This window comes from Micromonospora sp. 4G55 (genome assembly GCF_016803375.1).
Genome location: NZ_JAEVHN010000894.1, coordinates 1 through 2,095, shown reverse-complemented (window position 1 = coordinate 2,095; position 2,095 = coordinate 1). Strand labels below are relative to the sequence as shown.

1 protein-coding gene is annotated in these 2,095 nt (G+C 75.5%); it reads right to left on the bottom strand.

Annotated elements, in window-relative coordinates; translation table 11 throughout:
* The coding region (locus JNW89_RS35785; RefSeq protein ID WP_238452379.1) for a hypothetical protein at nt 1-2,095 on the bottom strand (2,095 nt) is incomplete at both ends.

Sequence of the window (2,095 nt, the reverse complement as noted above, 5' to 3'; positions counted from 1 at the left end):
GGCGGCTCCAGCAGGTCGTCGGCGCGCACCCAGCCGAGGAAGGTGCCCCGGGCGTCGTCGCGCCGGGCCTGCGCGGCCCGCAGCGCGCCGCAGGTGGCCAGGGCGGCCTTCGACACGTACGTCACCGGCAGGTTGCCGGGCGCGCTGGCCCGCAGCCCGGGGTTGGCCATGTAGCGGTTCACCGAGTCGTCGGCGAGCAGGTGCCGGGGCGGGTTCGCGCCGCACTCCTTGAGCGCGCGCAGGAACCCGTCGAACTCCGACCAGCGGCCGGCGAAGACCAGCACGCCGGGGTAGCCGCACTCCTGGGTCAGCCGCCGCCCGGTACGCCACTCGTCCAGCCGGGTGAGCCGGTCGCCGAAGCGTTCCCGCAGGCCGTCGACCAGCGTGGACACGTAGAGGTCGTCGGCGAGCGAGCTGCCCTCCCCGGTGGTGTGGTAGACGTGCGCCTCGGTCACCTTCAACACCTGCCGGGCGTACGACTCCAGCATCCGGGCCTGATCCGAGTTGGGCGCCGACATCTGCAGGTAGAGGCTGGAGTTCTGGTCCATCCGGTCGGCCGACAGGGTGGGCGCGAGCACCGGCAGGCCGACCCGGTTGAGCTCCCGCAGCGCGGCGGCGGTGCTGGTCCGGCTCTCCACCAGGCCGACCACGCCGAGCACGGTCGGGTCGTCGCGGGCCAGACCCTCCAGCATGGTCACCGCCCGGCCGGCGTGGCGCATCTGCCGGCCGCCGTTGGCGACGACGATGTGCAGCAGAGCGGCGCCGTCCGCGGCGGCGGACTCCTTGAGCAGGGCGTACTGGGCGGTCGCCATGCCCTCCAGCTCCTCCCGCTCGGAGACGTACGACTCCTCGTCCGCGCGGGTCCGGTTGCCGGTCAGCGAGCCCAGGTAGACCAGGGTCAGGTACGGGCGGCGGTGCTCGCTGCGCCGCCAGACCTCCTCGGTGGCGCGGTTCTGCGCGAAGATCCGCCGCTGCACCGCCCGTAGCCGGTCCTGGCCGGGGTCGCTGTTGAACAGCTGCCCCGCGCTGTCGCTGTAGCCGACGCACTCACCGTCGACCAGCTGCACCCGGACCTGCCCCGTCGGCGACGGGTGGCAGTCGGGCGCCCAGCGCCGGTCGGCCCACGCCCCGGCGGCCAGCAGCAGCACCAGGACCACCGCCGCCGGCAGGAAGCGCCGCGACCACCAGGGCGGGTCCGGCGCCGCCAGCGCCCCGGGGGGGTGACCCCGGGCGGGGGGTACGACGTCCCCGGCCTCCAACCGCAGGACGAGCAGCCAGGCGGCGGCCCGGCGCAGGCGCCGGGTCTCCGGCAGCGCCTCGGCCCACTCCTCGTACGCCTCGTCGGCCTCGCGCAGCGCGCGCGTGGCGGGGAGTTCCGGCGGCGGCTCGTCGCCGACCGCCACCACCAGCAGCGGGTCGTTGCGTCCGGTCTCGTTCCGGACGTCGTTGAGCAGCCGGACCAGGGTGTGCCCGACGGTGCCCACGGCGACCCCGTCGAGCAGCAGCACCGGGTACGCGGTGCGGCGCCAGTCCCCCGGCCGCCAGAACCGTCGCCGGTACGCCTGCCGCAGGTCCTCCAGGAAGGCGTGCAGCAGCAGCTTGTCCACCTGGGCCGGTTGTTCGCCGTCCCGCCAGCCGGCGGTGAGCCGTTCGGCGAAGCCGAGGAAGGTCACCGACTGCCGGGGCGCGAGGTACTGCTGCCGCATGAACCACCGGTAGTGCCGACCGACCAGCGGCACCCGCCCGGAGACGGCGATCCGGAACACCGCGCTGGGCACCGCGCGGCGCAGCAGCCAGAGCAGCACCTGCAGGGCGGTGCCGAAGCCCGACTCGCCGGTCACCGGGGGTTCCTCGGCGGAGCGCCGGCCCCGCCGGTCGCGCAGCCGTCGTACCAGCGCGGCCCGGCCGCTGTCGGCGGCGTCGACGCCGTCGGCGAGGGTCTGGTGCATCAGCCAGTCGGCCAGCGGGTAGTGCCGGAACCGCAGCCGGGCCGTGCCGAACGCCTCCAGGGAGAGCTGCCGGTGCAGCTCGCGCAGCACGGCGGGGATGTCGTCGGCACCGGGCCGGGTGGCCGGGTCGAGCACGGCGTGCGGCA